We start from the raw sequence: 24,881 nt of genomic DNA, 5'->3' as shown, positions 1-24,881 counted from the left end.
GATTCTGATCACGTGCTGAACATCGAACTTTTTGAACTTTCATTAAAATTAGCCTCACCATAGATGTCTAGCATCTATTAAGAGTGTCGCCAATGATTAGGAGATTTAGTCTGCGGCTCTGCGCAACGTCCGGCAGAGATTATAGGCCTTCGCCTTTTTTCTCAAACTCATACGTCCCGCTAAACAGATTGTCATCGTGGAAGGCAATGAGGAGCATATCGTAATGCTCGCTCGCCAGTATCTTCTTCAGGCTGAATTCAGAGTAGTAGCGGTTGTCGTACACCGTCAGCTTGCGAAAATGCTGGGCCAAGTACGGCGTGAGCGGATTCATGAAAGAATCCTTCAGCAGCAGCACATTTAAGCTGTTGCTTGCCTTGGGATTGTCGTACACGATTTTCCGCTGATCGCCGCCGTAGATGGTACCGTAAGCATAAGTGCGTCGTTCGCTCTTGAAACCGTAAAAATCGTCAAAGCTTTTGACTGTCTGGCTGCCGTCCTTGCCGATGACTTCGAAATTCTGAAACGCGAACGGCAACTTCGGCTCGTAAATCATCGTTCTGTCGGCAGTTTTCGGATTAATGGCAAAATTCATTTGCACGTTATAGCTGCCTTCGAAGCGACCGCTTGACAAGGCGGTCACGCGAATATCGCTTAAAGTAAGCGGCTTGCCTTCGAACTGGGGACTCTTGTCGGACAATTGAGAAATCATTTCCTGATAGGCTGCAAAAGCGCCCTTGATGTTCCAATGATGATCGGTTTCCAAATAAAGCTGCTCAAGCTCCGCATCCGTGAAGGTGTCGAACTTGTTCCCGATATTCAGGACATCCACGTTATTCGCGAGTTTGGATAGAAAATAAGCTTTCGATTGTGCGTAAGCGTCAGTCTGCAAGTGGGCCGGATATAAATGCATTAAGGATTTCGTTCTGGACGGGTTAAAAATAAAATGCGTTTCCGTTCCTTGCCCTTCGGCGTACTTAACAGCTGCGATTAGTTTGGCGGTCGACTCGTCAATCCGATTCTTATGCACGACTTTATCGGTCATCGGCAAAATCCACTTGTTGTCGACCACCACAAGATTGGACACGACTCGCGAATGCAGAAGATCGGGATTGAGCAGCCTGGAGTTCATCTGTCCCTGATAGAGATTGACCATCTCGTTGCGCAGAGCAATCTGGTCGTTAAAATACTGATTCATCTTTTCGAAGAATTGACGCGAGGCCACCGCCTCCAGGTTAACCGCAGGCAGTCTGCTCAACGTTCTGTTCTCGGTAATAGATATGTCCTTGTCCGGCGAAATGGCGCTGGCAATTGCGAAACCGAAAATAATGGCAGCAAATACGACAATGTATACGATGGAAACACTTTTGCTCACTTCCGGCACTCCTTATGAACCTATTAGAATCTAAAATATAAGAAAGGGTTATAGGTTGAATTAATCAGATACAAAATCACTTCCGCGAAAAGGAAAAAGTTGAACAGCATCACGCAGACCGTTACGGTGCGATGCGCCGCCGTGCCAAGCTTTAGCTTGCGAAGACTGGCCGCAACCGGAGTCGCCGCAACAATCGCGATGGCAAACGGGAGCCAGTTCATCGATAGCAGCGAGAGCGCCTGCGCATCGCCAATCGTTCCGCTGCGGAAAGCAAACATGGCAGCGATATATTGAGCCGCGTATCCAAAGTTATCGGCGCGGAAAAACACCCATCCGATCATGACGAGCAACAACACAACGACATGATTGAGAGGATAGATTCTGGCAAGAACCTTTTCGAAACCTGCCTTCTCCAAAGCGATCAGTACGCCATAATACGTGCCCCATGCGATAAATGTCCAACTGGCCCCGTGCCAGAACCCGGTCAGCGTCCATACGATCAACAGATTTCGGTACACTTTCCAAGGCGCGACTTTGCTTCCGCCAAGCGGGATATATACATAGTCCCGGAACCAGCTGCCAAGCGAGATGTGCCACCTTCTCCAGAACTCGGAGGTCGACTTGGCAACGTAAGGATAGTTAAAGTTTTCCGCGAACTCGAAGCCGAACATTTTGCCTAGCCCGATGGCCATATCGCTATAACCCGAGAAATCGAAATAGATCTGAAGCGTATAGGCGATAATGCCGACCCAGGCGCTTCCAGTGGAAAGATCCGCAGCAGACGCGTCGAATACAGTGTCCGCGACGGCGCCGAGAGGATTGGCCAACAGCACTTTTTTGGACAAGCCGATAATAAAACGTTTGATGCCTTCGGCGAACTGGACCGATGAGAAGGCGCGCTTCGCAAGTTGCGCGGCGACCGAGTTGTAGCGGATGATCGGACCGGCGACGAGCTGAGGAAAGAAGGTAATATACAGCGCCAGGCGAAATAGATTGCTTTGCGCCTTTTCCACGCGACGATAAACGTCTATCAAGTAACTAAGCGCATGAAAAGTATAGAAAGAAATGCCGATCGGCAGCGGCACAGGTCCTAACTGAATATCGGTGTGCAGCGAAGCGTTAACGACCTCGACAAAGAAGTTGGCGTACTTAAAGAAGCCCAGCAATCCGATATTCGTAACAATCGCAAGCGTAAGAACTGACACTCTCTTTCTTTCGCGCTCCCCCGCGCGATCGATCCAAATCCCGTAGCCGTAGTTCATCACAATGGATATAAGCATGAGAATGACATATCGGGGTTCGCCCCACGCGTAGAAGACTAAGCTGAAAAGAAATAGAATCGCATTTTTCCATTTGAAGGGTACGGAGAAATACAAGACTAGCACAAGCGGCAAAAAGAAAAACAAAAAACTAACCGAGCTGAAAACCAAAATAAGCGTCCCCCTGATGCGACCAAAATTGTTATTCCTATTATAACGATTAATAGACGCAATAAAGGGTGTAAAAGTTATCCAGTTTAACGGATTTAGGAGCGAATATGGTATAATCCTGTCGAATAAAAGGGAGTTCACGAGATCCATGCAGGAGGACGAACACGACATGGCCATTCTGAAAAACGACTGGGCGAACGAATTGGAATCGGAGTTTGAGGAGCCGTATTACGGGCAATTACGCGATTTTCTGACCAACGAGTATCGCTCAGGAGCGATTTATCCGGACATATACGATATTTTTAACGCTCTACATTACACATCGTTTGCGGACACGAAGGTCGTCATTCTCGGACAAGACCCTTATCATGGACCTGGACAGGCGCACGGCTTAAGCTTCTCCGTCAAGGAGGGCATCGCCACACCGCCTTCGCTGCTGAACATGTATAAGGAACTGCGGGACGATCTGGGGTGCTATATTCCGAATAACGGCCATCTGATTCATTGGGCGAAGCAGGGCGTACTGCTGCTCAACACCGTGCTGACGGTGCGGGCACATGAGGCCAATTCTCACAAAGACAAAGGGTGGGAGCGGTTCACCGACCGCGTTATTGCCACCGTCAGCCGGAAGGACGCTCCCGTCGTCTTTTTGCTGTGGGGCAGCCACGCCCAGAAGAAGGCGGAGCTGATTACGAACAAGCAGCATTTGATCATCCGGTCGCCGCACCCGAGCCCATTATCGGCGCATCGCGGTTTTTTCGGGAGCAAACCGTTTTCTCGGACGAATCAATTTCTTCGCGATTCTGGGGTGTCAGAAATCGACTGGCAAATTCCGAATTTATAGGGCGTATAACCGCTAATAGCGGCGCAAGGGAAGCCGACTCCCTGCGCCGCTATTGGCATGTCCGTCACAATTGCTTCGAGTATTCGTCCCAAATCGTCTGACGTATAAGCTACGAAGGGCTTGGCTAGCAAGGAAAGCCTGCAAAAATACATCCTTTCGCACCAATATTAGCTCGCACGCGCCAAAAGCATGCCAAATTACAGTTTTTCGCCGCATTGGGGGGACATCCGGGCCGGTTTCTTCAGCAAATTCCTGTATTTTCTCAGGCTTTCATCCGCCGGAGTCGGTTTGGTCTGCTAAAGCCTGTATTTTTGCAGGCTTTCAACTGTCGGAGTCGGTTCGGGCTGCCAGAGCAAAGCAGGCTCTCCAATGGGAGTGCCTGCTCATTTCTTGTTCGATGTATTCGGATACTGGCTCCCTCTCAACTGACCGTTCGCGGTCGCTCCATGCGGCCGATGCCCGGATATTTGAACGCCGCCCATTCCGGTTGATAACGGTTAATACGCGTTACGATAACGGTCATATCGTCCTTGACTCCGCCGGGGTATTGACGAAGCGCCGTATCGAGAATCGAGTCGGCAATTTCTTGGGGTTCCTCCTCCTCCAGTTCTTGTAGCACCCGCTTCATCCACTGCTCCTTGTTTAACGCATGGCCGGGCGAATCGAGTATGCCGTCCGTCATCATAATGAGCGTATCCCCTGGTCGTAACTCCACCCGCAACATGTCGATCTCGATATCCTGCAGAATACCGATCGGCAAGTTGCTCGCCGCGATCGGAATCACTTCCTTCCCTCTCTTAATGTAACTTGGCGTAGACCCGATCTTCAGCATCGTCGCATGCGCCGTATACAGGTCGATCAGCGCGAGATCGACGGTCGCGAACATCTCGTCCGGCGAGCGCAACAGCAAAATCGAGTTCACCGATTTGACCGCAAGCCGCTCGTCGATGCCTGATTGCAGCAACTGTTCCAGCATGCCGAGCGCTGCGCTGCTTTCCATCCTCGCCCTCACCCCGTTGCCCATGCCGTCGCTCAGCGCGACCGCAAATTTGCCGCTTCCGAGCTCCACCATGCTGAAGCTGTCTCCCGACAGCAAGCCGCCGTCTTTGGCCGCTCCGGCCACCCCCGTCTCCACTTCGTAAATTTTGGCCGATCCAAATGTCACCGTTGATAGATGCGATGCAGGCTCCCCGCTTCGCTCGGCCCTGACAGTTACCGTTTCCCCGAGAATCTCGGTCAGGATGGGCGCGATCATTTTGCGGCATTCGTCATAACCGGTGCGGAAAGCGTGCACCATCTCGATCTCGATATGTCCCTCCTCCAAACTGATAATATCTATATGTTGAATCGCCAGCCCCAGACGATCGAGCGCATCTCGAATCTGCCTCTCCTGGGCTTCCATCTGCTGGGCCTCGCGGCGAATTTCTTTCACGAGATCATCCATGACCTGGGACACGCCCGACAACTGATCCGCCACAAGAAACCGGCTGTCTTGAAGCTGTTGCCGCCAATGCTGATCGTGGCGGTACATTTCGTATTGGCGCTTCAGCACGTCCAGCACGAGCGGGGTCTTCACGCATACTCGCTGCCATGGCTTCGGAATCTGAGCCGGCGTCATCTCGGGGTTATCCTCGATCGCCGTCATCATATCGGTCATCAGCTTGTACGTCTGAATGAATTGCCCGTCCCAGCACACTCCTTTGCGATAACAATTCGCGCAAGCGCGCTGGTGAACCTCGCTTACGAAATGATCGAGCTCGCGCTCCTGCCGATCCGTCTCCCCCGCTTGCGTCATCTGACGGAAGCTTCTGGAGAGCTGTCGGAACACTTCGGAAAATTTCTCTACCCTTTCTGCGGTCAGATCGCGAACTTTCTGGGCATATTCCTGCTGGTTCAAAGCATAGGTTGTAGTACCCGGCACGAATTGCGAGATCCGTTCGATCGCCGCCCGGGGAGTCGCGAGGAACAAGATCGATGCCGTGACGGTTGCCCACGTGGACGCCATGGTCTCCGCATTGTCGGAGCCATATAGCGCCAGCACGGAAGTGCCCAGCAACAGACCGAAGATCGCGGCCGCTTTCCCCCCTTCCCGCACGAGTCCGGCCATTAACCCGCCGAAAGCGAGCAGGCCGACCTCCGCGGGAGTTCCATGATTGGACAAGCTGAGGATCATACCGGCGACGACACCCGCCGCCGTGCCGAGAGCTGGACCGCCTATGTAAGCCATCAGGACGACGAAGTAACGGGAGAGCACGCTCGCTACAATGACGCCATACACCGTCCAGCCCGTCATGCCGGTCAGCAGGCAAGCCATCAGAATCGCGATGCCGACCCATTCCTCGTGGCGCAAGTTCGCCGGTTTCGATGACCGGGTTAGAATCGGCAGCGCATGGACGAGCAACAGCGTAAGCACGAACGCAAGCCCCGCTTCCACGAGCGTTAGCGCGTAAGGAAGCCAATTGGTTTTGTCGGCAAGCATTGTATCGAACACTCGGACGAGCAACACCGAAGCAAACACGACTACCGGAGCATGCGACAAATCCGCTTTCTCGTATAACGACAATCCTCTGTAGAGAAGGTACACGACTCCGATCTCCCCGACGATCACCGCCGGCATCGGATCGATCGCCCAGAAACTGCCTGCAACGAGCGACAGCATTGCCCAGAAAGCCATATCCTTCCGCAAATACAGCACAACGCCGAAAAATGCAGCCGCGAACGGAGCAATTCCTTCCAGCATCGCAGCCCTTCCGAGCAGAAACCCGATTGCGACGGTCAAGATCGCCCACCTTTGCTGAGCGATGGCTTGTCCCCATCTCTTGTAGAAGGGCGCACTTTCGGATACCCCCTTTCCCGATTTGCTTGCGGAGTCACTCCGATTCTGCAACCAGCCCTCGTTCCCGCTTTCGGGAATCGGGGAGGGTCCGGCTCCCGTGCGAGGCACGAAAGGAACGACGGACGTCTTGTCCATGATGCACACCCCATTTACCAGATTCAATGTGTTTCTCATTATAGGCGGGGCATTGCAGGAAGTTTGTCAGAAACGGTTGGCTGGACAAAAGTTTTTTCCGACAGGCTCAGTCGGCGATTGACGACGGGATGCGCGATCGCCTCGAGCCCTTGCGGGGCGTGGGATAGGGGCGATTCGTCACGCGTTCTTCCCGGCATTCCCGCCGATTGCGACAACAAAAAAACGCCTTCATCCGACGATGAATGGCGCTCCTTGCCGTCCGCTTGCGGACGCGATCCGCGAGATATTGCCGGATCATCGCGAAAAGGTGCTATAACTTTTTTGCTATTTTCACGTTGGGGGAAATTTGAACAATGTTTAAGCGAGCCCGCTAGCCCTCATTAGCCCATTCAACAGTAAAGCCGGACCCACGAGAGGTCCGGCTCTTATCGCATAAATGCCCTTTATATCTTACGAGCGACGTCCGCCGCGTCCGCCACGCTTGGACTCGGTGCTCTTCTTAAGATTGGAAATACGTTCTTCGCTATCCTTCAAGAAACGGGACAATTTGTCGTCGAACGAAGGAGATCTTCCGAAGCCGCCCGGCTTAGGAGGACGGCCGCCGCGATCACGCGGGCCGCGTTGCGAAGGATATTGCTGTTGCTGCTGTTGTTGTTCAGGCGGTTTGTCTACGGCTTGACGAATGGAAAGGCCGATCTTACCGTCCTTGTCCACGTTAATGACTTTGACAGTAACCATGTCATTAATCTTCAAGTGCTCGTGAACATCCTTAACGTAGCTATCCGCGATTTCGGAAATATGAACGAGGCCCGTTACCCCGCCTGTCAAATCGACGAACGCTCCGAAATGCGTAATGCCGGTAACCTTGCCTTCCAATTTCGTACCTACTTCGATGGCCATAAAAACCGATGTTCCTCCCTGAACCTGAATGTGCCCAAACCTCATAGGTTCGGCTATGCTAATTATAACCGACAATCGAAAACAAGGTCAACAGACGTTAGACTACCTCATCCCTGCAGGTAAAACTATTCCGTCTGGATGATCTTCTCACCGGGAATCCCTAATCCGTGTTCCTTACGGGCAATCTGCCCCATGTATTCATCATCGTTCAACCGATTGATCTGTTGTTTCAGGCCTTCATTCTTGGCTTGCACATCGGTCAGCTTCCGGTCAACTTCGTTCAACTGACGGGAACGATCGCCGATCTGATCTTGTTGAACAATCAGAACGTATGCGGCCCAACTCAAGAAGAGAACCATAACGAACAGGAACAGCTTTAATCTTCTGCGGGCTCCCGCCGCTGGGGGCGTCGCCGTCATCGTGCGCGAGGTCAATCCGTTGCCTCCTTCTGCAAGCCTATCAGCAAATAAACAGAGATAGATCGCGATTCGTATCTCGATCATTATAGCATAATCAGCTCAGGAGAAAATATCCTTCTTCGGAAGCAATTCGGCATGCACCTCCGTCGAACTTTCGCGGCTTCAGTCTTACAAAATACGAGAATCCCCCCGTCTCTTGCAGAAACCGCCCTATTCTTTTTTCTTGAACGCTTCGATCATCCGTTTCATGCGTTCCCTCCCCCGTCTATAGGTACGGGCGATGGGGTCGAACTTGTGCCGAACCGGAAGCGTCTTCGGCCAGAGCCAGCGCGCAAGCGCGCCAATCGGCTTGAACAGCAGACGGCTCGTCCACAGCACAACTGCCGCCGTCACGACGAATAGGATATCGAGTATTTTGGCGAGCAGCCGGACAATCCATAGGAAAGGCTTTAACAACAAAATTTCGAACGTTCTCCACACGAAGCGAGCCAGTCCGTTTATGATATCGACCAGTTTGCCGGCCGCCTTAATCACCCATGGGCTGATCAAGCCGAAATACCCGGTCACCCCGATGCCCAGCCCGAGGAAGACGTACATGCGAACATCGCCTTCGTTGCGCGCAAGCAGCACGCCGAACACGCCAAGGGTGGCAGCCGCCCAGAAAGCGACGTCGAGCGCAGGGAGCAGCCAACGCGCGACATGGTAGCGATGGGAAGCGACCCGGTAGACGTCGAAAGCTAGTCCAATGGCCAGCCCGCACAGCATCATGGAGGCGATCGCCGCCCCTTGCGCCGCCGGGGTCACTTGAACAACTTCCCGAACAAGCCCTTCGACTTCGTCCCCGTACTGCCGTCCAGGTAAACGAGAGAATGGATCGTCCCTTCGATCGAGACGAGCCCTTGCTCCAGGCTTAAATTTTTCATGTGCAAATTGTGGCCGCGCACAGTCAAATAACCGCACTCGGTTCCAAGCAGAAACTCTTCGTTGTCGAAGCTCTCCACGTTATTTACTCCGGTAATGTCTAGCGACTTTCGGTTCAGCATGCGGACTTCCTGATGTTTGGCGCCCTTCGCGTGTTCCAAGGCACGTCCCTCCTTGTCTGGAATGAGGATCGGAGCTTTAAACTACCTTTATGAGACTAGCTTATGGGCAGGTATTACGAATTAGAACGTAGGACGCAATCTCGAAAAAAAGATAGGGGGCGGTGTGACTTGCGAAATAAATGGACTTTTCCAGTAACGAAGCTACGGCAGCGATCTTTTTCAACAAACAAGCGCCCCCGTCACAGTGACGGGAGCGCTTTGGGATAGCTCGTATTCTCTTTATCGGGCCAGTACGCAAGCCGGCTTGCTGACGGTCAGCTCCGAGCCGGTAAACACCGGCAGCCCGGATTGCGGCTCAATGCGGAACAGGACGATCGTGTCGGAATGCTCGTTCGCGGCGATCAGCCACTGTCCGTCCGGGGTCAGCGTGAAGTTCCGCGGCCAGTGACCCCGGGTTGACACGTGGCCTGCAGGCGTCAGCACGCCTGTCGTTCCGTCGATCCCGAAAACTGCGATGCTGTCATGTCCGCGATTGGACACGTAGAGGAAACGACCGTCCGGAGAAACAACGATTTCCGCGCACCAGCTGTCCCCGCCGAAAGAGCCCGGAAGCGTCGATACCGACTCCTTGCGCTCCAACTGGCCTTCTGCATTTTTCGAGAATCGGGTGACTGTACTGTTCAGTTCATTCACCACATACAGGTATCCATTCGCCGGATGGAGAATCAGATGGCGAGGCCCCGCGCCCGGCTCAAGCGACGACGCATCGCAGGCGGTCCACTCCCCCTGTTCCTGTCCGCGCTCGTACACCATCACTTTGTCCATGCCGAGATCGCATACGTACAGACGCCTGCCGTCCTCGCTGAAAAACACCGAATGCGGATGCGGCGCTTCCTGCCGTTCCGCGTTCGGCCCTGTACCGGTATGGCGGAACCGGACCATCGGCGGTCCCGGCCTAGTATCCGGATTAACCGGATACAGCACGACAGATGCGCCGTTGTAGTTCGACACCGCGAGCCAATCCTCGGACGAAGTCAGACTTAAATGGCATGGATGGTTGCCGTGCGTCGGCGCGTACGATCCAGGACCGAGCTTGCGCGTCTGCGGATCGACCGGGAAGGAGGCAAGCTGCCCGCCTTCCGCAGGATCTCCATCAGCATCGATATAGGCGTCAGCCTCGCTGACTGCGTAAAGGCGGGTACCCGCCCTATTCATACGCAGAAATGTCGGGTTTTCGATGCCGCCGTACTCCGCTGTTTTGACTAGCTCGCCCGTATCCGGCAGCAGTTCGATTCTCGTAAGGCCAACTTCGTTCTTTGCGCTATATGCGCCGATCCATATTTCGTGAGCTTTGGACACCATGATCGCTCCTTGGTTATGTATATCGTAAAATAAGAGCCCCGGAGTCGCCTCGGGGAACTCTTATTTATGATACAACAATTATGGATTTTGCGGAGCAATGAATACTCGGCTGAACCATCAAGCCGTAAGGCTTTAACCGGTAACCCGGCTCGTCGCGGGCATCCTCGCGTTCGAAGAACGACCAATCCATCCATGGATTGTGTTGGCCCGATTGATGGAAAGGCCCCAACAGATTGCGTAGACTTCCCGCTACCTCGATATCGATGCGGCACTCGCCGTCCGCGCCGATCATCGACGGAGCGATGTCGATGCCGTCGGCGTCCTCCCACGCAACGACGCCGGAGGAATGCCCGTTCACGCGAAGCTCCGCGCATACGCCCTGCCATTCTCCCAAGATGAGTTTGCAGCTCCGTTCGCCGTCTATCGCATCCCTCAAAGACGCGTTCGGCTCAACGGTGTAATGATAGACAATGTTGCCCGGATAATGCGGATATCCCTGCAGCGTCCAATCGCCGACGGATAATTCGTTCGGCTCTCGCACGATTCGCCTCTTTGCGTCGACTGCGAAATCGCCGAGAACATATATATTTTCCATCTCATCGGCATTCCGATAGAGGCAAGAAAGCACTAACTCGTGACATCCAACACCGGTTTGCGTCAATCGCGTTTTTAACCAATCCCGATCGATGAAATAGCCTTCTGCCTGAACCGGAACTTCTTTACCATCCATCTTGATGCGAAACCGATCCGCATGCTCCACGGCGACATAGAGATCCTCTTCCAGCTCCTCTCCAATCTCGAAAAAGAACCGCCAATCCACTGCCGCTCCGTCCTTTTCATGAGGCTGTAAAGTCCAACGAAAGCGTTGCTGCTGGCCGTTATAATGAATGTCGCGCATACCAAGGCGATCGCGCACTTGCCGTTGAGCCTGCCATACTTGCATCGGCTCGGACCAAGGTTCCCCGTTCATCCGGTAGCTGCACCGATCCAGCGGTAACGCGTTCGGCATCGTCCGGGAGAAAGGACATTTCACCGGCAAGGTTGTCGTCGCCATCGTCAATTCATGCGCCATCCGATACGTGAAGCGCTCCTCGGTCGGAGCACTCTGGGCGGTCAACCGCCCATGCTTGCGAACCTTACGTATCCAATATAGTTTCGATCCAGCCGCGCCCAAACGGTCGACGAAACGCATTCCGCCGCTATCCGACGGCGTTGTCGGATCCGCCTTCCGTACAACCTCTCCCGTCAAAGGATACCATTCCTCCAGGTCTCCCCGGACAGGGAGCCGAACTTCCGCTTCCGCGCCGGTCGTCCTATCGTTGTTAACAACGAATAGCGAGTAACCCTCCTCGTGTTCACGGAACATATAGAGAAGTTGAGGGAGCTCCAGTCCATATTCGCTTCTCAACGCTATTTGTCGAAGTCCGTGCTGCTCAAGAATAGATACCGCTTCAGCAGCATCCTTCGCATGGCAGAACCCGGGATGCCGCACCAGTTCCGGTGCCATCCAGTCGTCCGACTGCTCCCCGTCGATTAGACACGGCAATCCCCCGATCGCGATAATCAACCCGCCCTCGTCGGCGAATTTCTTCAGCAACTCGAAAGTCGAGCGAAGAACCGTGCGAAGTGTCGGTAGCAGTACAGCTCGGTAGGGTGCGTTCTTGACGAAGAACTTCCCTTCCCGCACATATCCGTCATCGGCCATGATCGTTTCGTCGCCGAAGTCGAAGTCGATATGCTGACCAAGCAACGTCTTCATCGTCCGAACGAGCTCGGCCTCGTACTCGTTGACGGCGAGCAAACTCGGATCCTCCCATTGCAAATAGGAATGCGGATCGCTGCCCACCATCGTCCAAGCCGTCGATGCGGGATGGATGACCAGCAAATCACGAATCGGCCGGCCATCGCTTAATACCGCCGCCAGTCGCGCAAAATAATTTTCCATCACGTGATTGTACTTCCACCACGGGGAAACATCGCTGAATACCGGCGGGAAATCTCGTTTGCGGCAACCGTTCAGACTGTATAGCGACAGATGCTGGCATCTGATCGTCACGCCCATCGCGAACTGCCAATCGCCGATCCACTTCTGCCCTTCGAAAGTGAAGTCCCACCCGCAGCAACCGTAAGTTTCGCTCAGGACGTGCTTGCGGCCGTATTGATGGGCAACGCTCGTGCATTGCTTGACCGTCAGCCACTCCTCGGTTTTCTCGTCCAAAATGTCGATGCCGGGAACGTGCTGATGGCGGTAATGCGGCATAACAGCACCGGTAACGCGCGTAGAGATTCCAAGATTATGTTCGATTAGATAGTGTCCGGTAAAAGAAAGCCCATTCGTTTCGCACCATTCGCCAATCTGTCGGGAATAAGCTTCCTCGAAGCGCTCGGAGATCGTTCGCCAGTAGTCATGCCTTGTCTTGGCGGATTTTTCCCCCTCCAGGAACAGGTAAGGCAATCTGTCGATGAGATCGTAGCCTCTCCTTTCCATAAACAGGTCATCGAAATCCTCGGTCCAAGGAAGCCAAGGCCTCCCTTCGGCATATCTGCAGTGAAAGTCGGCGATGCTCGGCTCGTCGGTGAAAATTCCGGGAACCGCACCTCCGAAGTGTTCGCCGACAATCTGCTTGTACGGCTCGTGAGTGACGGAAATAAAGGAGGCGACGGCGGCCGGATTCAAGTTGTCGACCGGCGCCTCGCCGTTGAACCATTCGCTGCCGGCGGAAACTTCGCGCCGCAACAGCAGCCAGATCGGCGAATCACCCTCTCCGTCTCCATCGCGCCCCGCGCTTTTCGCCTTCGTAACTTCTTCCTCGGCAGTCCCGACTGACACGCGTACCAAGGAGACGATCGTACGTCCTTCACGCAATTGCGCCCGGAATACCGCCAACATTCCCGCTTCCTCCGCACCGGGCGGGGAAGCTCTCATCTCCAGCGTCACCGCCTTGGCACGATAAGCGTCGCCCATCGAAGCCACGCGTCCTCCCGCTCCGCCCGAAGGAAAGCGGTCCTCGTCGTATAACCAGGCGCGAAGCCCAAGCTTACGGGCGGCAGCCACGACTTCCGAGACGCAGGTCATCCAGTCCTCGCCCATGTATTTCGTCTCTAACCCTTCTCGCGAGTGCATGAAGAAGCCGCCCATCCCCTGCTCCTTCATCTGTTCCGCTTGCCGGATTAATTCGGCGGCGTCCAGCCGTCCGTTCCAAGCCCAGAAAGGGCTGGAGCGATATTCCGCGCCCGGATCGAGAAACTGATCGCGAAGGGAGCGCTCGGCCTGCCCGAATTCCCTCGGGCTCACCCCCGCATTCATTCGCCAGCCTTCCCGTCGGCGGCCGATTGTCCGAATCGCAGCACAAGCACCGAGTGCCGCGGAAGGTACAGCTCGACCCGACCGTCCTTAAGGCGAGCCAACTCAACGACGCCGAAGTCGCGCGACCGATCCAACAACTCCCACTCCGCAACATTCGAATACGCCGCTGAGCTTCCTTCCAGTTCAATCGTATATTCCCGACTTTCGCCGCTAAAGTTGCTGACCCAAAGCGCCGATTGCCCGTTTTCCGACGTCACGGCCAGCGCGTAAAGACCTTCCGCTCGTACCGACACTTCCGCGCGGCTCGAATAAACCGAAAGCGATTCGAATTTCTCGAACACGCGGTAGGATTTCTGCGGGATGCAATAGGCATCGAACAATCCGCCGTACAGCTCATGCGGCTGACCGTCGTAATAGTTGGCCTCGTCGACCGGCGAATCTTGCAACATAGCGAATACGGCGGCGATGAAGGAAGCTCCCTCTTCGTTTTTCTGCCGTTCGAACAAGTTGCGGCGAAACGTCTCCCCGCCCGGCTTCCATAGCTGGCGCCAGATTTCGTCGTTCGCGCCCTCGTCGGCCCGCATGTAGTTCCATTCGTTGAGGTGGCTTTCCGTCCGGACATAACCCGCATCGTCCAATAGCTTGCGGGCTTTAAGCGCATTGGTTTGGATCTGGCTTGGATCGTCCGCATACGTGTGCCACGTGAAAAAATCGAGAGGCAAGCCGTACTGGCGACAATAGGCTACGAACCCTTCCGTGAAAGGCATATTAACCATCGTCGCGGCTTGTCCTCCGACTTTTAGCGTGGAATCATGCGCTTTAATGGCGGTAGCGGCGATTCGGTACAGGTCGTAATATTGCTCCGGCGTGCCGGACCACATGCATTGCCGGTCGGGGTTGTCGGGCTCGTTCCAGATTTCCCAATAACGGATATCGTAATAGAAGCCGTTAGCCCACCCCTCATTGTAGTGGCGAATAATATTCACGCAGATGCGGGCCCACTTGTCCATGTCGGCGGGCGGATGCACGAAATATTTGACTTTCGTATGCTCGATGCTCTCCCCGAGGCGGTAGACGATTTTCGCTCCCGTCGCCAATACGGAGGCGATATATTCGTCCGTGCGGGAAAAATCGTAGCTTGCAGGATCGTTCTCGTCTCGGCTCATATCCCGGAAAATCGTATGAATATCCACTTCGCCCGGATTGGGCCAATTGGTATCGTGCAACCGGACAAGAGGAATGCCCGCTTTTTCATAATAGACGGATACGTCCATCAACGATCCATAACATACAGGACCGTTGTTCACGCCATGCACCCGTTTGAGCGGGGACGTTTTACGATCGGAATGCAAAATAAGATCTGCCATTTTTCATCCTCCTAATGGAACATCCAGCCGCCTACCAAGTTCAGCGTCTGTTCTACCGGTAATCTTCGAATTGGCTCGTCCGGTAGGAGAAGTCATCGCAACATATGACGCCCTCCTCCACGATCACAACGAGCGTATGACGCTCGTCCGATAATTCGTTCCGCTCCAACACGACGCGCGCGCGCGAATCCGAACACCCTTCCGACCGCACGACTAGCTCCTCCAGCTTCAGGCCGTCCAAATACGCGGTTGCCCGCCCGTACGCCTTCGCTGGCATTCGCAGCCGAAAAGCGTCGCCGCGGAAATTCCACTTGAGCCTATGCTCGCTTTCCTCAGCGAAGCCACGGCGATCTACCGAACGATAGCCGTAGCCGTGCGTATAGTCGGAACACTTCTCCAGCTCCCAGCGGTCCGGGCTCTGCGCCGATCCGGCCAGCCCTTCCGCCGGCAGCAAGGAGATCCAGTGCTCCCGTGCTTCGCCTTGTATTTCCAAACGCGTACATTCGACGATGACGCCTGCGCTTGCGATTAGGCCGATGCGACCCGGCATGGCGGTCCGCTCGATTGCCATCTCGATTCCGTTAACCGTAACCAAGTAGCTCTCTCGCCCCTGCACGACGGTAATCCGGTAGGTTACGGGCTCACCGAAAGGCCGACGGGCACCGTACTCATGCGGATCGGATTCCACCCAATCGGAAGGCGTTTCGCCGACTTCCCCGCCGGTCGCAACCATACGCTTCGTTCCGTCCCGCGCGATTTCGATCAAAGCGACGGCGCCGCCTTGAACGCAGAGTCCAATGCCGTCGGCGTACATGCGCGGATCGGGCTCTCCATCCGCCCAGCGCGGCATGACCGTCGATCCGACCGGCCCGTTCCAGCCCCATACGACGGTAAATAATCCGGTGCTGACGAACTCGGCGCGAAGCATGAGTTCCTCGTAGGCTTGACGGACGAAACTAACCGCAGGCGCATTGTTGGCCGAAAGAACGAACCGGTCCGCATAAGGCTCCGCCCAAAGGCGCGAAGCAACGTTTATCGTCCCTTCCCCACGTTCGTTCAACGCGGGATACAGCGCATGAAGCATCCCGTCCGCGGTCACTTGTCCCGAATACGTCTGTCCCCATATGCCATATCTCTCATGATTGCGCGGGAAAGAGTGCCAACAGGATCCTTCCTGATATAGCTCCCAAGCCCCTTCCAAATGGGCCTTCTCAAGTTCCGCCCGGAATACGGCCTGATAAGAGCGATTGCTCCCGACGGAAGTAGCGGGTGCGTATACGTATCCGTCGTGCACATAAGAAGGATAAAATTCAAGCGGCGCCGGATGGTACTTCAAGCTTTGCGGATATAGAAGAAAGGCAGGATCGCCATACGGTCCATCGGGTCGGCCGGCGACGAGTGCCACGAGCGACCAGGAGCCGCCGGTATTGCGCGACATACTCATCATGCCAACAATCAGCCAATCTTCGGAACGCCGAATCAGCGTACTGGCGTAAGTTCGCTTGTACATCCCTTTGAGCAGCGGCTGTTCGGTCTCGTTGCGGAGCGGATGCGCATGTTTAATGAAGGGGCCTTCCGGTCGTGAAGCGGAGGCATACGCGATGCCTCCCTGCTCCTCCTTCAGCGAGCCCCAGCCGTAAATCATATGATAGATTCCGTTCTCGTACACGACGGAAGCATCGAGAGTTGCGAGCGCTGCATCCTTCGGCGTATAACGATCGGCCAGCCCTCTGCCGTCGAACACGGGGCCGGCGTTGTGCCAGCTTGCCCCTCTGTCCGTTGAGCGCAAGAGCGTGATGACTCCGAGGTGAACATATCCTTTCGAGTATAAGCTCACGTAGAAATACCAATTTTCGGATACAGGATCGATGAAAAAGTATCCGTTAACCGGCCAATCCCATACGCCGATTCCGGTGTGGACAGGATTGCCGGTAAATTCGGCGAACGCATCGAACGAAGGGTCCCCGATCAGCGGATGGGAATGCCAATGCCGCGCGTGCCGGCTCTCCGCATAGTCCATGGTCTCACCTCCATCACTCGCTTAGGATTTGACTGAACCGGCGGTAATTCCGGCTACCATGTATTTCTGGCCCGCAATGAAGAAAATCAGACATGGGATTATGGCAATCAAAATATCCGCGAATAAGAGGTCCCACCTCTGACTGAACTTTCCATAGAATCGAAAAACCGTCATCGGAAGCGGCCACTTGTCTCCCCCGGCGAAGTAGAGGTACGTCGTCACGTCGTTCCAGACGCCGATGAAGTTGAAGACGATAACGGTGACCGTGACCGGTGCGAGCAACGGGAAGATGATACGGAAAAACATCTGAATCGGACGGCTGCCGTCGATAATGGCCGCTTCGTCAATCTCACGCGGGATCGTCCGGATAAAACCGGTATATAGGAATATGCTTAAAGGCAGCGTATAGGCGATAAATATAGAGACGATTCCCAAATACGTATTATTCAAATGCAGAACGAGCATCGTGAAGTAGGTCGGGATGATCGCCGTCGGCACGATAATTCCCGTCAGAAAATAGAGCGAAGTAAACTTGGAGAATCCAGAGCCTTTTCTAGAGATGTAATACGCAGCCATTGCGGCCAGAAGGCCGGAGATAACGACGACAGAGGCCCCGATGAACACGCCGTTCTTCAAGCCTTGAAGGGCGTTGGATTTCGCGAATACTTGAACGTAATTGTTGAAGTGCAGACTCTTGGGCCAGTCGTAGCCGAGCCGGTTGGCGCCGAGCGTGTCTTTAAGCGAATTGACCACGACAATCCAGATCGGCATGAGGTAACAGAGCGCGACGATGACCATGATCACTTCTAGAAGAAATGTTGATGTGCGAGGCATTAAGATTCGCTTCATCAATAATCGACCTCCAGTTTGCGGAACAAGCCGAGGGTGATAAAGCTAATAAGACTGATCACGACCGTAAACAGTAAACCCGCCGCAGCGGAATAGCCGAACAAGCCCGAAGAGAACGATTTGAAAATGAAGGTGCCGTACACTTGCGTCGCGTCCGCCGGTCCCCCGTTCGTCAAACCGTACACTTGCCCGAACACCTTTGCGCCTCCGATGAGACAGAGAATCGTGTTGATGCACAGCGAATAGATCGTCAGAGGCAGCGTGATATGCCTGAACTTGCTAATGCCGCCAGCGCCGTCCACCGTAGCGGCTTCGTAATATTCCTTCGGTACGGACTGCAAGCCCGTCAGAAAAATGACGACGATCGCGCCGATCGACATCCATATATCCATCACGCAGATAGCCGTCATGGCATACTTCGTATCCGTCAACCAGTTCTGAGCCAAGAACCCGAGACCGACATACCTAAGCAGCGTATTGATCGGACCGAAAGTCGGCTGATAAAGCGCGCTGAAGACATACGCGATGACGAGCGGGTTGAATACGAACGGCGAGAAAATGATCGTACGGTACGTATTCTTGAATTTGACGCCGTTGTTCAAGATGAGCGCCAGGCCGAAGCCGACGACGATTTTTACGATCGTCGTCGCAGCCGTGAAGGTCAGCGTGTTGCGCACGGAAATCGCGAACACCGGCGATTCGAACAAATCTTGAAAGTTCCGCCAGCCGTTGAATTTGGGACTTAACGGGAAGTAGGAAGACCAGTTCGTGAACGCCATGACGAGTCCCGACAAGTTAGGCAGAATAAAGAATAGGCTGAACAGGCCAAAAGCCGGAAGGACGAACAGCACCGTATATTGTCTGGAAATTCCTTTGGAACGCATGCCGTACCCCCTTAAATGAAACCGCCGCGCCGGTGACCCGGTACGCGGCGGCAGTTTCTTATCCGCGGGGCTGATTACCAGCCCGGGGTTTGGACAGTGCGGTTATATTGCGCATAGTCCGTATACCAGTCGTCGTAAGCTTTCTTGCTGTCTTTGCCGTTGAAAATATCCATGAACGGCTTGCCCGCATCCGTACCAAGCGGGAAAGTCGGGAATCTCTGGCGAATGACATCCAGCGTGACCGGCATCCCGGTTTGGGCAATATAACCGTCCATCTCTTGCTGCCAGACGCTCTTCTCGGTGTTGTAGTCCTTGTATGGCGCCGCGCCCTGGACAGGCTTAACCAGCATGTTAAAGTGATCCGGCTCCATCAGATAATTGACCAAATCTTTCGCTTCCTGCTTATGCTTGCTGTTCAGCGGTACACCCAGCGCGCGTCCCGACAAGTTGACGACGGCGCTGATCTTCGAATCGTCCATCGTGAACGGCATGAAGCCCAAATCCTTGACCTTCTCGGCATCGAGCTTGGCGAGATCGTCGTACAGCCAGTCGCCGAGAACGGTCATGCCGTATTTGCCGTCGAGCAGTCCTTGGTAGCCATCCGCAATAAGAAGAGAAAGGTGGTCTTTGTTCGTATATGGCACGAGAGAAGTCATGCGCTCGGCGAACTGCATGAAGCCGGGCATCTCTGAGGGCTTCGTCTCGTTCTTGGCCATCTTCGCCGCGTCTTCGTCGGTGATCGAGAAGACGCCGCCGACGGCCTGCAGCATCTGATAAGTCCAACTGTCCTTGCCCGGGATGAACAGCGGCGTGACACCCGTGCCTTGAATCTTCTTCAAGCCGTCCATCAATTCCGCGTAGTTCATCATCGGCACTTTGACTCCGGCCTTCTCGAACACTTTCTTGTTGTAAATCGCGCCGAAGTATCCGAGCGGGAACGCATAAGCCTCGTACGCGACGTTATTTTTCGTCGTGAAGATCTTCACGCTGTCGAGCGTTTTGTCCACCCACGGTCCTTGAAGCGGTTCCAAGAAAGAGAAGGGAATCGTGCCGTCTCCGGCTGTGGCCATGAACAGATCGGGCGCGTCGTTAGTCGACATTTTGGTTTTCAAGATATTGATAAACTGATCGTCGGGATAGACGTCGATTCGTACCTTGTTGCCAGTCGACTCCTCGTACGCGGCGATTGCGCTCTTCAGTCCCTCGGACTCTCCCCATGCGTTGAAAGTGGCGAGTACCATTTCGACCGGCTTCTTGCTAGAGCCGGAGCTCGGGCTTGCCGATGCGGACGCTCCCGACGATGGCGAGCCCGAAGGTTCCTTAGAAGCCTCTTTGTTGGAGTTCCCTCCGCACGCGGCCAGGATCGACATCATGAGAGCGGTTACCAATAACGCGATTCCAAGCTTGCCTTTTCTTTTTAACAAAGCGATGACCTCCAATAATCTGAATTTTCAATCTATTAGGATGCATGATCATTATTGCAGAGGGTTAATCATGCGGGATATAGAGGATCGTTCGGTTGATCTGGATTTTTGGACAAACTTGCGGGTGCGCGATCAGAGCGTCATCAGCTTGTTCCAGATCTTGTTGTAATTGCTCCAGTCGCTATGGAGTCTTGGACTATTGCTTAGAATAACGCCTATTCGCTCGTAATGAGGATCGATCGTCAACATGCATCCGGTGAACCCGGGATGTCCGATACACGAGGGAGATTGCAGGTCTCCGAAACATCCGTGCGGATCGATATCCGATTTCCGCCAAGCGATCGGCGTCTTCGAGAATCGGCCTCCCGTCGCCTCCCGCAGCATCAAATCTACTCCGGCCGACGAGAAAATGATCTTATCTTCAACCTTTCCCGCGTGAAGGAACAATTGCGCAAATCGCATCAGGTCGGATACGGTGGAATACAGACCGCTGTCCCCGGTTACGGCCGCGTGACGCAAATCGTTCCTGCCGCTTCCCGTCTCGTAGTTCCACGGAAGGACGAACGTGCCCTCCTGCAGGAGCGACGTCTCGAACGTCGTATCCCTCATCTCCAGCGGATCGAACAGCATTTCCCTCGCATAAACCTCCAGGCTTCTCCCCGTCAGCTTTTCGATCATATCCATTATGATCGTATACCCTTGCGTGAAATAAATCTGGCTCTCTCCTGGCGAATAGGAACGGGAATCGATCGCGTAAATTCGGCGCAAATACGCTCCCGCGTCTTCCCTGCTCGGCCAGGGCTCGTCGAATCCTTCATAACCTGCGGTATGCGTTAATAGATGCCATACGGTCACGTCGGGAAAAAGATAATCCGGAATAACGGATCGCACGGGCGTATGCAGGGTAAGCAGCCCCTCTTCGATCAGCTTGACGATCAAGCTGGCGGTGACGATCTTGGTCACCGATCCGACGTTAAACCGCGTCCGGCCGTCGATGGCTGCCCGCTCATAACCTTTCGGAGCGGAGCAACCTCCCGTGAAGGCATATTGGAGCTCTCTTGAATTATCCGAATAGCCGATCGACAAGCAAGGACTTAATTCCTCTTCCAGCAGCCGATTGAAATACGAATCCAAACGAGGCGCATGCGCCGACAACAACATCCCGATCGCCTCCAGTCCTCTTCGGTCCGCCCTATCTACCTAGAAAAATAGCTTTGTGAGTACTATACAATAATCAATCTCCTTGCAATATGGAGGATTGTTTGGTCGTTCTGGATTTTTGACCCTATTTCATTCCGACCGTCTAATTCTCCTTTAGCTTGTGCTAATATAAACCCAAGGCGGTGGTCAGACTGAGAATTCGCAATCCCATGCAGATCAGACTTTTCTTCTTCTATTCTCTCGTCTTCATCTTGATTACGATTCTTGCAAGCGTTCCCACGTATATTTATCTCAAGCGCGGGATCGAGAAAAACGCCCTTAATACGATGAACGAAACGGTCGGGAACGTCTTCGAGAAGCTGAATGCCAGTCTGAAGGAATTCGACAACATCAGCAAACAGCTTTACCTGAGTACGGATTCGAACAACCGCACCGTTATTCAGCGCTTGGAAATCCTGCAAAACTTTAAGGGCTCCTTCGACGAAATCGAATCGGTGCAAGCCGTCTACAGTTTGCTGGGTCTCGTCACCTCTATATACAACGACATTCACCGACTCACGATCTTCACTTCCCGCGATGCCGTCTATTCCAATCCGAAAGCTCCAATGTCCGTCGCGCAAGCTTATCCAGACGCTTCCGAATTGCGGGAAATACGGCAATCCGCGGGCGAGACGGTGTTCCGATATGCGGTTCGCGACCGTTGGGCAGGCTCCGGCGCATCGCCGGTATTCAGCTTTAGCCGGCTGCTTAACCCGAGGCAGGATAAAATCGCGGTCATCGAAATGCAGATTCGCGCGGACGATATGTTGCCTCTCGACCAAATTCGCTCGATATCGGGCGCTGTCCTCACTTTATCGGAAGGCGACCGTATTCTTTTCGACAGCGCGGCGGGCGATGCCTCTCAACCGCAGCGGAACGCTTACGTCTTTCGGAAAAATATCGAATCCGCGAATCTGACGATCTCGCTGACCGTTCCTCGCCATGTCGTCCTGTCCGAGCTTACTCTTTTCCGCAACTTCGCGTTGGCCACTCTGTTCGTGCTCGTCGTGTTCTCCCTGCTCGTTTACTATTACTTGTCCAGACTGCTTACCCAACCGCTCGTTAAATTAAAAGAAGCGATCGATTCCATCGATCTGGAAGACAAGAAGCTCAATATCGACAACAAGTACAAGGTCAACGAGATCGAGCGGATCAACAGATCCTTCCGCAACATGAATGAACGGCTGCAGCATTCCCTCGAGCAAATCGTGCAATTCCGAATGACGCAGCTGCAATCGCAGTTCGATACTCTTCAAGCGCAGATTAACCCGCATTTCCTGTTTAATATGCTCGGCATTATTCAAGAGTCCGCCGAGAACGGCGAGCTCCCCCAGGTCCAGACGATCTCTCGCAGCTTGTCCGAATTCATGCGCTATTCCATTTCCACGGATTCGCCGGTCACGACTCTGGAAACGGAAGTTTCCTTCTCGATGCGCTACTTGGAGCTGATGAAGACGCGTTACATGCACAGGCTGACCTACTCCTTCGATTTCGATCAGAACATGCTGCACATGATGGTTCCGAAGCTTATTCTGCAACCGCTTTCGGAAAATGCCATCAACCATGGATTCGCAGGCATCCCTCACCCGCTTCATATCGAGGCGACGGGGCGCCTCCTCGGCGAACAGTGGGAAATTCGCTTCCGGGACAACGGAGCCGGATTCGGCAGGGAACGACTGGAAGAGGTCCGGATCAAAGTTCAAGAAGCCATGGAGCATTTGAACTCTGACTTCGAGACGGTAAGGCTCGGAATGGGGGGCATGGGACTGATCAGCACGATCGTCCGGCTAAAGCTGATGTTCCGCAGCAAGCTTCAAGTCGAGATCGGCAATCATCCTGACGGCGGGGCGGAAATTACGATGCGGGGATTAATCAACGGGTAGGTGACTTCACATGAGAATCCTGATTGTAGACGACGAACCTTTCTACATCGAGCAGTTCAAGAAGAAACTGGCGATCGCCGGCTCCGAAATGGGAATCGAGATCTCCGTCGCGGGGCAATGTTACGACGGCCGCGAAGCGTTGGACTTTATCGCCAAGGACATGCCCGATGCGGTGTTCACGGATATCCGCATGAGCGCGCTCGACGGCATCGAGTTGGCCAAGGCTATTCGCCAAAGTTATCCGGAGCTGCCCGTCGTCATCGTAAGCGCCTATCCTTCGTTCGATTATTTACGCGAAGCGATGCGCGTCAACGTATCTGAATATTTGCTCAAGCCGATCGACATGCAAGCCTTAAAGGCGATTCTGGACAAGCTTGCGCTGCAATGCCGCAGTCGTAGCGACAAGCTTGCCCGGGACTGCCTGCTGGCGGTGCTGGCCTCTCCTCAATTGGAGGAATCCACGGTACAAGCCGCGCGCCGCGCGCTGTTCCATCCCTTCTATCGCGCACTGTTCGTGCGCAATAGGGAATCCGTATACGAATATCCGGTGTTGGCGCCTAATATCGAAGAGGATAACGAGGTTTTGTGTCAGGCTTTGCGGCCGTTGCTAGGCGAACAGCCATCTTGGATTATTCCTTTGGACGATGGAAGGTCGAGACTGATCGTTCTCGCAATGACCGGCGAGAACGGGCACGACCTTCCCGCCCTTCTGGCTTCCGTCTCCTCCCACTACGCCAGCGACGGCATAAAGCCGTCTATCGTATATAGCGAAGCTATTACCGATATTCTGAGACTGAACAGGCTCGTTCCTGCTTTACGAGCTGCGCTGGCCGACAGAATCGTCATCGGCAAGCCGTCGTTCTTTGCGGTCTCCACCCCATATGCGCCCGTGACAGCTCCCTATTCGGACATCGAACGGGCCAAGCTGGATAAACTGTTATCCGTTCAGGATACTTCGGGCGCGTCCGCATTTATCCGCGGACTGTTTCGGAGTTGGGAAAGCGGCAGCTATCCGATGAAAGCCATCGGCAAACGGATGAGAGAAATCGTCTCCGGCATCGAGCGCCATCGCGACGATTCGAGCCGGCTGGAATTCAACGACGGGGACGCGCGGATCGACGAACTTCTGCAGACGGCCCGAACATTGCCGGAACTGGCCGAAGGGTTTCTTTCTATGTTGGCGCTCGTTTTCGGGTGGGACGAGGTCGAACAGGAGGGCGGCGATTTCAGTCGGCTGTTTGCCCGTATCGAGACTTATATCGCCTCGCACATCGGCCAGCCGCTTTCACTTCCGCTGCTGACCGAGCACTTCCACGTCTCCAAGACGCAGCTTTGCAATCTTTTCCGGGATTACACGGGCAAGTCGTTCGTCGAGTATGTTACGTCTTATCGGATGCGCAAAGCTCAAGACCTCATGCGATTCTATCCAAGCATGCGAAACAAGGAGATCGCCGAGATGGTCGGCTATCCCGATCAGAACTACTTCAGCCGCGTGTTCACGACGGTCATCGGCATGAGCCCGAGCGATTTCCGGTCGCGCAGCGCAGCTAACGGCGATTAAAGCGATTATTGTCCAAAATTCCATTGCGCCCGAACGATTATCCAT

At 54.2% G+C, this 24,881-nt stretch carries 18 protein-coding genes; 3 read left to right on the top strand and 15 right to left on the bottom strand.

The features are described from left to right. Positions 1-139 precede the first annotated feature (139 nt). Both ACFPOF_RS29275 and ACFPOF_RS29270 read right to left on the bottom strand, forming a co-directional pair. Positions 140-1,372, bottom strand: a complete 1,233-nt coding sequence (locus tag ACFPOF_RS29275) for a DHHW family protein (RefSeq protein WP_378138957.1) — start codon at positions 1,370-1,372, stop codon at positions 140-142. Between the two features lie 23 nt (positions 1,373-1,395). Continuing rightward, the gene (locus ACFPOF_RS29270) at positions 1,396-2,802 is read right to left on the bottom strand and encodes an MBOAT family O-acyltransferase (RefSeq protein ID WP_378138955.1); all 1,407 of its coding nucleotides are present in this window, start codon (positions 2,800-2,802) and stop codon (positions 1,396-1,398) included. Positions 2,803-2,971: 169 nt separating this feature from the next. Between ACFPOF_RS29270 and ACFPOF_RS29265 the strand changes: the two genes are divergently transcribed. Next, the gene (locus ACFPOF_RS29265; RefSeq protein WP_378138953.1) at positions 2,972-3,646 is read left to right on the top strand and encodes a uracil-DNA glycosylase; all 675 of its coding nucleotides are present in this window, start codon (positions 2,972-2,974) and stop codon (positions 3,644-3,646) included. A gap of 421 nt (positions 3,647-4,067) precedes the next feature. On the opposite strand, the gene spoIIE is transcribed toward ACFPOF_RS29265, so the two are convergent. From spoIIE to ACFPOF_RS29200, 13 genes are all read right to left on the bottom strand, one after another. After that, positions 4,068-6,617 carry a stage II sporulation protein E gene (gene spoIIE / locus ACFPOF_RS29260; RefSeq protein ID WP_378138951.1) on the bottom strand — a complete coding sequence of 850 codons (2,550 nt, stop codon included), beginning with the start codon at positions 6,615-6,617 and terminating at the stop codon, positions 4,068-4,070. Positions 6,618-7,067: 450 nt separating this feature from the next. Beyond that, a complete protein-coding gene (locus ACFPOF_RS29255; RefSeq protein WP_378138949.1) occupies positions 7,068-7,517 on the bottom strand; it encodes a S1 domain-containing RNA-binding protein in 450 nt (149 codons plus the stop codon). A 125-nt stretch (positions 7,518-7,642) separates the two neighbouring features. Further along, complete coding sequence (locus ACFPOF_RS29250) at positions 7,643-7,951, bottom strand: FtsB family cell division protein (RefSeq protein ID WP_378138947.1); 309 nt, start codon at positions 7,949-7,951, stop codon at positions 7,643-7,645. Between the two features lie 195 nt (positions 7,952-8,146). Continuing rightward, entirely contained in the window at positions 8,147-8,740 is a 594-nt protein-coding gene (yabQ, locus tag ACFPOF_RS29245) for a spore cortex biosynthesis protein YabQ (RefSeq protein WP_378138945.1), read from the bottom strand. After that, positions 8,737-8,979, bottom strand: a complete 243-nt coding sequence (gene yabP / locus ACFPOF_RS29240) for a sporulation protein YabP (protein WP_378139025.1) — start codon at positions 8,977-8,979, stop codon at positions 8,737-8,739. The genes yabQ and yabP overlap by 4 nt, the downstream gene beginning before the upstream one ends. 279 nt (positions 8,980-9,258) lie before the next feature. After that, the gene (locus tag ACFPOF_RS29235; protein ID WP_378138943.1) at positions 9,259-10,341 is read right to left on the bottom strand and encodes a lactonase family protein; all 1,083 of its coding nucleotides are present in this window, start codon (positions 10,339-10,341) and stop codon (positions 9,259-9,261) included. 64 nt (positions 10,342-10,405) lie between these two features. Next, positions 10,406-13,648, bottom strand: a complete 3,243-nt coding sequence (locus tag ACFPOF_RS29230) for a glycosyl hydrolase (RefSeq protein ID WP_378138941.1) — start codon at positions 13,646-13,648, stop codon at positions 10,406-10,408. Further along, positions 13,645-15,015 (bottom strand): GH39 family glycosyl hydrolase, encoded by a 1,371-nt coding sequence (locus tag ACFPOF_RS29225; protein WP_378138940.1) that lies wholly within the window; start codon positions 15,013-15,015, stop codon positions 13,645-13,647. The genes ACFPOF_RS29230 and ACFPOF_RS29225 overlap by 4 nt, the downstream gene beginning before the upstream one ends. 52 nt (positions 15,016-15,067) lie before the next feature. Further along, a complete protein-coding gene (locus ACFPOF_RS29220) occupies positions 15,068-17,035 on the bottom strand; it encodes a glycoside hydrolase family protein (protein ID WP_378138938.1) in 1,968 nt (655 codons plus the stop codon). 21 nt (positions 17,036-17,056) lie between these two features. After that, complete coding sequence (locus tag ACFPOF_RS29215) at positions 17,057-17,884, bottom strand: carbohydrate ABC transporter permease (protein ID WP_378138937.1); 828 nt, start codon at positions 17,882-17,884, stop codon at positions 17,057-17,059. Beyond that, positions 17,884-18,768: a carbohydrate ABC transporter permease gene (locus tag ACFPOF_RS29210; protein ID WP_378138935.1), complete on the bottom strand. Its 885-nt coding sequence runs from the start codon at positions 18,766-18,768 to the stop codon at positions 17,884-17,886. Before ACFPOF_RS29210 ends, ACFPOF_RS29215 begins: the two co-directional genes overlap by 1 nt. Positions 18,769-18,842: 74 nt before the next feature. Further along, positions 18,843-20,192 carry an ABC transporter substrate-binding protein gene (locus ACFPOF_RS29205; protein ID WP_378138933.1) on the bottom strand — a complete coding sequence of 450 codons (1,350 nt, stop codon included), beginning with the start codon at positions 20,190-20,192 and terminating at the stop codon, positions 18,843-18,845. A gap of 132 nt (positions 20,193-20,324) precedes the next feature. Beyond that, positions 20,325-21,353 (bottom strand): serine hydrolase domain-containing protein, encoded by a 1,029-nt coding sequence (locus ACFPOF_RS29200; protein ID WP_378138931.1) that lies wholly within the window; start codon positions 21,351-21,353, stop codon positions 20,325-20,327. Between the two features lie 209 nt (positions 21,354-21,562). On the opposite strand from ACFPOF_RS29200, the gene ACFPOF_RS29195 reads away from it, so the two are divergent. Both ACFPOF_RS29195 and ACFPOF_RS29190 read left to right on the top strand, forming a co-directional pair. Beyond that, entirely contained in the window at positions 21,563-23,275 is a 1,713-nt protein-coding gene (locus tag ACFPOF_RS29195) for a sensor histidine kinase (RefSeq protein ID WP_378138929.1), read from the top strand. A gap of 10 nt (positions 23,276-23,285) precedes the next feature. Next, entirely contained in the window at positions 23,286-24,836 is a 1,551-nt protein-coding gene (locus tag ACFPOF_RS29190; protein WP_378138927.1) for a response regulator, read from the top strand. The last annotated feature ends 45 nt before the right edge of the window (positions 24,837-24,881 follow it).

This window comes from Cohnella soli (assembly GCF_042655525.1).
Lineage (GTDB): Bacteria > Bacillota > Bacilli > Paenibacillales > Paenibacillaceae > Cohnella > Cohnella soli.
Note: the sequence above shows the minus strand (reverse complement) of the source record. Positions and strands in the feature narration are given on the sequence as shown.